Below are 7,972 nucleotides of genomic sequence, written 5' to 3' on the forward strand. Positions count from 1 at the left end.
TGTTCGGCAAGTATGCTGGGCGCACGATGAGACGGTTGCGGGCCAGTGATGAGGGAGTCGGCGCGGTGCGTGGGTTCGGTGATCTCGAGGCGGTGATCATGGATCGGATCTGGGATCGGGACACCGAGACGACCAGCGTCCGCGACATATACGAGGAGCTGAGCGTGTCACGCGATATCGCGTACACGACGGTGATGTCGACGATGGACAATCTGCATCGCAAGGGCTGGCTCGCGCGTGAGCGCGCGGGCAAGGCCTACCGCTACTGGCCGACACTGACCCGCGAGGAGCACAGTGCCCGGCTCATGCTCGAGGCGCTCGGCGCCGGTGGCCGCTCCGATCTGGTGCTCAGCCATTTCGTCGACCGGATCAGCGACGAGGAATCGGCGGGACTGCGGGCCGCGCTGAGACGGCTCACCGCGCGCAAATCACCAGGTCCCGCGTGAACCTCGCCTCATCGCTGCTGCTGTACGGGTCCGTCGTGGCCGTCCTGGGTCCACCCGTGCTACGCAGGCTGACCCGGGCAGGGACCGCGCCGCGGCTCGGCGTCCTCGCCTGGGTGGTCACGGTCATCAGCGCGCTCGTCGCCTGGACGGCGTCGGCGGCCTTGTTCGTGATCGAATTCGCCACCGTATGGCGGCACTGCGACGAGGCGCTGCGCGCCTGCTACGCGGTGTTCGGTACGCCGGTTCACCCCTACGACCACACCGTTGGCAAGGTGGTGACCTTCGGGCTCGCCGTGGTGATCGCCGCCGGGATCGGCACGTTCACCTGGCGGACCGTGTGCGCGCTGAAGGCGATGCGGCAACGCACGCGTGCGCATGCGAAGGCGGTCCGGATGGTCGGCCGGCGCGTACCCGGGCTCGGTGCCGTGGTGTTGGATGCACCGCAACCGCAGGCCTACGCCGTCCCCGGCAAGCCTGACACGATCGTGGTCACCAGCGGCGCGCTCGAGGCGCTGTCCGGCGATCAACTCGCCGCCGTCCTCGCCCATGAGCGCGCCCACCTGTCCGGCCGCCATGGTGCTCTCACCGCCGCCCTGAGCGGCATCGCCACGACGGCACCACGGCTCGGCGTCTTCCGGCACGGCGCGGCGGAGGTCGGCAAGCTGCTGGAAATGTGTGCCGACGACACCGCCGCCCGCGCGCACGGGCGGGAGCCGTTGCTGGGCGGGCTGCTCGCCATCGTCGACGCCGGGGCCAGGACGCCCGCGGGGGCGCTCGGCGCCGCGGGTACCGCGGTGTTGGCCCGGGCCGAGCGGCTGGTGGCACCGGTGGGAGCGCTGCGACTGGCCACCACCCGCACCGCCCTCCTTGGTGTGATCGTGACGACCCTCGGCGGGTTCTTGCTGGCCACCGCCTGCGTGCTGTTCTGCGTCAGTATCTTCTGATTCGTCGACTCCGTGTGCTCGGCGCCCTCTGGCAGCTGATGCCGGCCGGCGACGACGCAACGCGCGCCCCGCAGAGTCGATGCCGGTACCGGATTCGGCGTCCGCGCCGTCGTGATCACCGCGGGCGCTCGCGGGGGCCCGCGCTGGATGCTCGCGCTTGCTGGAAATGTCGGACCCCGGCGTTAAGTTCTGGGCGAGTAGTGGGCCGGCCGGTGTGGAGAGGGTATGTGCAAATGCGGGTGAGTTGGGATCAGGCCTTCGCCTGGCGGTTGCGGCGACAGTTCGTCGAACCGCGCGGTGCGGTGGGCGTCGTCGATATCGCGCGGCGGCTGTGCGGTCTCCAAGCGCAGGTGGCGTCCTCGGCGGAGCTGGCAGCGGCGCTGCGCACCACGACACCCGAATCCGGGGCGGTCGCACGCGCACTCGCCGAGGGTGGCTTGATCAAGACCTGGGCGATGCGTGGCACCCTGCACGCGATGACACCCGACGCGGCCGCCGCGTGCCTCAACCTGCTCGCCGCAGCGCGCACATGGGAGAAACCCTCCTGGCAACGTACTTTCGGCGCCACGCCCGAACAGGTGGCGGCACTGGCCGACAAGGTCGGCGAACTGCTCAAAAGCCAGGTTCTCACCCGCGAGGAACTCGTGGATCAGATCGTGGCCGATCCCGCGTTCGCCGGCCATGAATCCGAATTGCGTTCGGGCTGGGGTGCTTTACTCAAGCCGCTGGCCTGGCAGGGCGTGCTGTGTCACGGCCCGGCACGCGGCACCAAGATCACCTTCACCAGCCCGGCCACGCTGCCCGGATGGCACCCGGTGACCGACGTCGACGCGGCCGCGCGCACCGCGATTACCGCGTATCTCGGCGCCTACGGACCGGCGACGCCAGAGGCTTTCGACGCCTGGTTGAGCCGCGGCGCCCACCGCAAGACCAGGGTTCGCGGGTGGTTCGCCGAGCTGGGGGAGGCGCTGACCGAGGTCGATGTGGACGGCAGGCGCGCGTACCTGCTCAGTGAACACGCCGACGAACTCGCCGCCACCGAGCCTGCCGAGACGGTGCGGTTGCTCGGTGCTTTCGATCAGTACGTGCTCGGGCCGGGTACCGGCGATCAGGAACTGCTGCCAGCTCAGCATCGCTCGGCGGTCAGTCGCACAGCGGGCTGGATCGCGCCCCTTGTCCTCGTGAACGGGCGGATCGCCGGTACCTGGGAACTCGCTGATGACGACGAGGTCGCCATCGCCATGTTCGATGGTGTCGCAGTGCCTCGGGCCGGACTTGCCGATGCGCTCGCCCACCTGGCCGAAGCGACTGGGCGCGCCCAGCTTGCCGAGCGTCTGTCCGGTTAGCTCCGCGCGCGTTCGGCGACCAGGTCCTCCAGTCCGTCGAGGACGCGCCGCAGCCCGAAGCCGAAGTGATCGAATTCCTGGTCGAAGGCATCCTCGTCGAGACCGGCCATGGCCGGAAAACGGCCGCTGTTCAGCGCGCGTTCGAGCACGGGTAGCTGAGCCTGCCAGAAATCGGCGTCGGTCATCCCCGTCGTGCGCAAGGCCTCCTGGTGGAACACCTCCCCGCGGGCGGCGCCGACGACGTAGTTGTCGATCATGACGACCACCGAGATCAGCTCGACATCGGCCAATCCCATCGGCTTGATCGCCGACAGCACCGTTTCCATGCTCTGCACGGCACTCGGCCCGAGGATCGGGCGTGCCTGGTTGACATAGAGCAGCCATGGATGGCGCCGATAGAGCGCCAGCGTCTGTCTCGCGACATGCTCGAGCGCGCCGCGCCACCCGCCCTCGGCCGCCTCCACGCCGGGATCGGGGCGCTGGACCCGGTCGAGCATGAGATCCAGTAGCTCGGCCTTGCCCGGCAGATAGCGATACAGCGTCATCGTGCCGGTGCCCAATTCGGTGGCGACCCGGCGCATGGTCACCGCCTCCAAGCCCTCGGCATCGGCGACCTGGACTGCGGCCTCCACGATCCGGTCCAGGGTGAGGCCGGGCTTGGGACCTCGGCTCGGCCGTGGACCGGTCTCCCACAGCAGTTCGAGCGTGCGGCCCACATCGCCGCTGCCGCTGGTTTCCGTGCTCGCCATGGTCGTCACCCTATCGTCCGGCGCGGGTCCGCGAATATTAACTGGGTACATCGTACCCGTAATGGGGTACAATGTACTCAGTTCTTGTTCGTCGCATCGGTTCGGAGGGTTTCGTGAACGAATACGCCGTGGTGGCAGAAGGTTTGAAGAAGAGATACGGGGACAAACACGCACTCGACGGGTTCGACCTGAGCGTGCGTCGCGGCACCGTGCACGGCTTGCTCGGGCCCAACGGTGCGGGCAAGACCACAGCCGTGCGCATCCTGTCGACGCTGATCCGTCTCGATGGCGGCCGCGCGACCGTCGCCGGACTGGATGTGGCGCGTCAACCGCGCGATGTGCGCTCCCGCATCGGTCTGACCGGCCAGTACGCGGCCGTCGATGAAGTGCTGACCGGCCGGCAGAACTTGGAGATGTTCGGCAGGCTGTTCCATCTGGGTGGACGCCGGGCCCGGCGGCGTGCCGAGGAGCTGCTCGAGCGCTTCGACCTGGTCGAGGCTGCCGACCGCGGCGTCGGCAAGTACAGCGGCGGCATGCGGCGCAGGCTCGATCTGGCCGCATCGATGATCCTCGCGCCGGATGTGCTGTTCCTCGACGAACCCACCACCGGACTCGATCCGCGTAGCCGCGGCGAGGTGTGGGAGTCGGTGCGCGCGCTGGTAGCCGACGGTACGACCGTGCTGCTGACCACGCAGTATCTGGAGGAAGCCGATAAGCTCGCCTCCCGGATCACGGTGATCGATGCCGGCCGTGCCATTGCCGACGACACCCCGGACGGGTTGAAGAACACCATCGGTGCCGATCTGATCGAGGTCGTGGCGGCCGATATCGCGGACCTACCCGCCATCGCGAAGGTGGTGGCACGGGTCTGCGTCGGTGAACCCGACCTCGATGATGCCGAACGCCGGGTGCACGCACCCGTCGCCGATCGGGTCGCCGCCCTCACTGAGGTGGCGCGCACATTGCAGGATCAGGCAATCACCGTGGAGGACATCGGATTGCGCCGACCGAGCCTCGATGATGTATTCCTGCAGCTGACCGGCCATCGGGCCGAGACCGAGGAGGTGGCGGCGTGACCGTGACAACCGATACCGCCGATCTCGCGCCGATGCGCTCGCGCTCGGGCGGCTACTGGGTGGTGGCCGACTGTTGGAATGTGGTGCGGCGCGGGCTCACCCACTATCAACGTCAGCCGGTGAACATCGCCTGGCAGCTCGGCTTTCCGATCCTGTCGGTACTGATGTACGGGTATGTGTTCGGTTCGGCGATGACGGTCCCTGGTGGCGGCGACTACCGTAGCTTCCTGATGCCTGGCATGTTCGCGATGACAATGGCGTTCGGCTTCATCAACACCGCGACCGTCATGGTCTACGACGCCACCAATGGTGTGATCGACCGCTTCCGTTCCATGCCCATGTCGCCGTCGGCGGTGGTCTCCGGTCGCGGTGTCACCGATCTGCTGGTCGCGTGCGCGGAGCTGACCATCCTGATGCTGACGGCGCTGGTCATCGGCTGGCGGCCCGAGGGCGGGATCCCCGGCGTGATAGCGGCATTCGTCTTGCTGCTGTGGCTGCGGTTCGCCTTGATCTGGGTCGGTGTGTGGCTCGGGCTGCTGGTGCCGAACCCGGAGGCCGCGGGTGGTCTGTTCGCGGTCGCCTTCCCGCTCACGATGATCTCCTCGATCTTCGTCGCACCGCAGCTGATGCCGGACTGGCTGGGAGCGATCGCGGCGTGGAACCCGATCTCCTCGACGGTGGCGGCCAGCCGGGAACTATTCGGCACCCCGGTGGGAGCCGGCGATTCCTGGATCGAACAACATGCGGTACTGATGGCAGTCGTCTGGCCGATCCTCATCACCGCGGTCTTTCTGCCGCTGGCGGTGCGCCGGTTCCAACGACTCAGTCGCTGACCACCCCTATCGGCCCGGTGTCATTCGCACCGGGCCGATAGGCTGCGACGGTGACCGACGGGCTGGTGGCTGAACTCATCGATACGGTGGCGTGGGTGCGGATCGAGCAGGGCAAGATCCTGTGCGCGCGGCCGCGAGGCAAAGACGTCTTCTACATTCCCGGCGGCAAGCGTGAGGACGGCGAATCCGATCTGCAGACGCTGGTCCGAGAGATCGATGAGGAGCTGACCGTCGAGCTGCTTCCGGAGACGGCCGCGCATGTCGGCGTGTACGAGGCGGCCGACGGCGCGGTGTTGGTTCGGATGAGCTGCTACACCGCCGAGTATCGCGGCACGCTGACCGCCAGCAGTGAGATCGAGGCGCTGGCCTGGTTCTCCTATGCCGACCGCGCCCTGGTTCCGCCGGTCGACCAGCTGTTGTTCGACGAGCTGGAGACCGCGGGCCTGCTGCGTTGATCGCAGCGGCAACTCAGCAGAGCGGAGCCTTCGAGCCCACGAATTCGCCGCGGAACAAGCAGACGAAGAACTGCACGAAGTCGCGTGCATAAGTGGCTGAACCGGAATCGGCGGAGCCTGTGGGAGCGGCGGTCGCGGCGGGGGCCGCGAATCCGGCGCCGGTGGCGAGCGCGGTCGATACCAGGACTGCGGCACAAGCTCGTTTGACAACCATGGTGACTCCAATCGGATGAGGTGTGCCGCCAGTATCGGCCTTGGCGGGCGGGAGGCGGCAGCCCCAATCTCTCGGGGCGTGCGCGATCACCGCCGCCGGATGGCTCGGTCGCGAGGGCATTTCCGATGAATAACGTTGTGCCCGAGCAATACTGATGCTCGGCGGCGGACCGTACCGTAAATGGTGTTGGTCCTCCAGGTCTACTCGCCGTGAACTGCGCGACTTCGAAAACGAACATTCCTTCCTTGACAGTCGGAGGTTGGACGGAAACACTAGAGGACATGTAAGCGGAGGACCTATCTCCTCTTAGGAGGTCATTGTGACCCTACAAGTGGCGTCGATTCACGACTGCGCTGCACCGGCACCACCGGAGCGCGCGTCCGGCTCCCCGCAGGCCTGACCCGCGCCGGACCGATTCGATCGAACCAACGCCGTTTCCGCATCGAAGGGTGGCCCCGATGACCATCACCTCCGCCCCGACCCGCCCCGGTATCGTCGCGCTCGCCGATCCGCGCGCCCGCGACGCCGACCTGACCGGCGCCAAAGCCGCCGCACTCGCCAAAGCCGCCGCCATGGGACTGCCCGTCCTGGACGGATTCGTGCTGACCACCGCATGGTCGGATCGCGAACACTCACCCGAAGTGTTGTGGCGCAAACTGTCCGGTGGTGGCACCCGGGCGCTGGTGGTGCGATCGTCTTCTATTGCCGAGGACGGCACCGAGCAGTCCATGGCCGGGATGTTCACCTCGGTGCTCGGCGTGCGTGGGTGGCCGGATTTCCGTGACGCCGTCGAACAGGTGCTGGCCTCGGCCGACGCGCCCGCGCCCGCCGCGGCCGGAGCGGGGGCGGCCATGGCGGTCCTCGTCCAGCCGTTCCTGGCTGCCAGGTGGGGTGGGGTGGTGTTCACCGCCGACCCGATCACCGGACGCACCGATCGCATGATGATCACCGCGGTCCGAGGAGGTCCCGATGCGGTGGTCAGCGGCGCTGAGGATGGGTGGACGGCCATGCTCGCGCGGTCGGGGCGGGTGCGCCGTGTCGTTGCGCAGAACTCACCTCGGCTGCCGGCAACGGTGCGGCGCAAGGTCGTTCGGATGGCGTTGCGTGTCGAGCGCATGTTCGGCGCACCGCAGGACGTCGAATGGGCGGTCGACGAACGCGGCACCGTGCGGCTGTTGCAGGCGCGGCCGATCACCACCCTGCACGGTCGCGTCGACGGCCCGATCCTCGGCCCGGGCCCGCTGGCGGAAACCTTTCCTGATCCCTTGCGCCCGCTCGAACAGGACGTGTGGCTGGCGCCGATGGCCGAGGGGTTGCGGGTGGCGCTGGAACTGACCGGGGCCGCACCGGCGCGACGTATTCGGGAATCGCCGATCGCCACCGCGGTGCTCGGTATCGCGGTAGCCGACCTGGAATTACTGGGTGTGATCCGCCCGCGGCGACGGTGGATCGGCCTGCTCGACCCACGCCCGGGCGCACGCAAGCTCGGTGCGGCCATACGGGTGGGTCGACTGGCTGCCGCGATGCCCGCTCTCGCACACGAGATCTGTGAACGCGTGGACACCGACCTCGCAGAGGTGCCGCCGCTGACCGAGCTGACCCGCGCGCAATTGCTTGCGGTGCTGGACAACTCCCGCACCTCACTGACCGCGCTGCACGGCTACGAGGCACTGGCCGGAATGCTCGCAGGCCCAGGCGAATCCGCCCCGACCGCAGCAGCCATGGCGCTGACCGCCCTCGGCACGGCCCGAGCCGAGAACGTCCCCGCCGACCGAGTAGTCGCGGAATTCCCCGTCGTGCTGGCGCTGACCCCGCCCCGGATTCGGCCACCCGTCCTCGGCGAGCCGGAATTGTGCGGGCTGATGGTGCACGGCTGATTCGGACGAGCCTGCGGTATCGATCGGCGCAC

The 7,972-nt window shown here is 68.2% G+C and carries 9 protein-coding genes; 7 read left to right on the top strand and 2 right to left on the bottom strand.

The window, feature by feature from the left end; all coding sequences use genetic code 11:
* Positions 1-26: 26 nt before the first annotated feature.
* The 3 genes from GV792_RS11225 to GV792_RS11235 all read left to right on the top strand — a co-directional run bounded on the left by GV792_RS11225 (position 27) and on the right by GV792_RS11235 (position 2,736).
* The gene (locus GV792_RS11225; protein ID WP_163823979.1) at positions 27-446 is read left to right on the top strand and encodes a BlaI/MecI/CopY family transcriptional regulator; all 420 of its coding nucleotides are present in this window, start codon (positions 27-29) and stop codon (positions 444-446) included.
* On the top strand, positions 443-1,390 hold the full coding sequence (locus tag GV792_RS30220; RefSeq protein ID WP_163823980.1) for a M56 family metallopeptidase: 948 nt from the start codon (positions 443-445) through the stop codon (positions 1,388-1,390). Before GV792_RS11225 ends, GV792_RS30220 begins: the two co-directional genes overlap by 4 nt.
* 233 nt (positions 1,391-1,623) lie before the next feature.
* Complete coding sequence (locus GV792_RS11235) at positions 1,624-2,736, top strand: winged helix DNA-binding domain-containing protein (RefSeq protein WP_163823981.1); 1,113 nt, start codon at positions 1,624-1,626, stop codon at positions 2,734-2,736.
* Here the strand turns inward: GV792_RS11235 and GV792_RS11240 are convergent.
* The gene (locus GV792_RS11240) at positions 2,733-3,485 is read right to left on the bottom strand and encodes a TetR/AcrR family transcriptional regulator (RefSeq protein WP_163823982.1); all 753 of its coding nucleotides are present in this window, start codon (positions 3,483-3,485) and stop codon (positions 2,733-2,735) included. The genes GV792_RS11235 and GV792_RS11240 overlap by 4 nt on opposite strands.
* Before the next feature lie 113 nt (positions 3,486-3,598).
* Between GV792_RS11240 and GV792_RS11245 the strand changes: the two genes are divergently transcribed.
* Genes GV792_RS11245 through GV792_RS11255 form a run of 3 tightly spaced genes read left to right on the top strand, consistent with a single transcriptional unit; the run spans position 3,599 to position 5,849 of the window.
* On the top strand, positions 3,599-4,561 hold the full coding sequence (locus tag GV792_RS11245; protein WP_309138667.1) for an ATP-binding cassette domain-containing protein: 963 nt from the start codon (positions 3,599-3,601) through the stop codon (positions 4,559-4,561).
* Entirely contained in the window at positions 4,558-5,394 is an 837-nt protein-coding gene (locus GV792_RS11250) for an ABC transporter permease (protein WP_309138668.1), read from the top strand. Before GV792_RS11245 ends, GV792_RS11250 begins: the two co-directional genes overlap by 4 nt.
* A gap of 50 nt (positions 5,395-5,444) precedes the next feature.
* On the top strand, positions 5,445-5,849 hold the full coding sequence (locus GV792_RS11255; RefSeq protein ID WP_309138669.1) for an NUDIX hydrolase: 405 nt from the start codon (positions 5,445-5,447) through the stop codon (positions 5,847-5,849).
* Between the two features lie 13 nt (positions 5,850-5,862).
* On the opposite strand, the gene GV792_RS11260 is transcribed toward GV792_RS11255, so the two are convergent.
* Positions 5,863-6,063, bottom strand: a complete 201-nt coding sequence (locus GV792_RS11260; RefSeq protein ID WP_163823984.1) for a hypothetical protein — start codon at positions 6,061-6,063, stop codon at positions 5,863-5,865.
* A gap of 458 nt (positions 6,064-6,521) precedes the next feature.
* Here GV792_RS11260 and GV792_RS11265 point away from each other — a divergent pair, with 458 nt between their 5' ends.
* Entirely contained in the window at positions 6,522-7,940 is a 1,419-nt protein-coding gene (locus tag GV792_RS11265) for a PEP/pyruvate-binding domain-containing protein (RefSeq protein WP_163823985.1), read from the top strand.
* The last annotated feature ends 32 nt before the right edge of the window (positions 7,941-7,972 follow it).

Origin of the sequence: Nocardia cyriacigeorgica (assembly GCF_010868145.1) — a bacterium.
GTDB lineage: Bacteria > Actinomycetota > Actinomycetes > Mycobacteriales > Mycobacteriaceae > Nocardia > Nocardia cyriacigeorgica_D.

Excerpts from the sequence above, each read along its gene's own strand:
- GV792_RS11265 (WP_163823985.1), top strand. The coding sequence starts at position 6,522 with ATGACCATCACCTCCGCCCCGACCCGCCCCGGTATCGTCGCGCTCGCC.
- GV792_RS11225 (WP_163823979.1), top strand. The coding sequence starts at position 27 with ATGAGACGGTTGCGGGCCAGTGATGAGGGAGTCGGCGCGGTGCGTGGG.
- GV792_RS11240 (WP_163823982.1), bottom strand. The coding sequence starts at position 3,485 with ATGGCGAGCACGGAAACCAGCGGCAGCGGCGATGTGGGCCGCACGCTC.
- GV792_RS11235 (WP_163823981.1), top strand. The coding sequence starts at position 1,624 with ATGCGGGTGAGTTGGGATCAGGCCTTCGCCTGGCGGTTGCGGCGACAG.
- GV792_RS11260 (WP_163823984.1), bottom strand. The coding sequence starts at position 6,063 with ATGGTTGTCAAACGAGCTTGTGCCGCAGTCCTGGTATCGACCGCGCTC.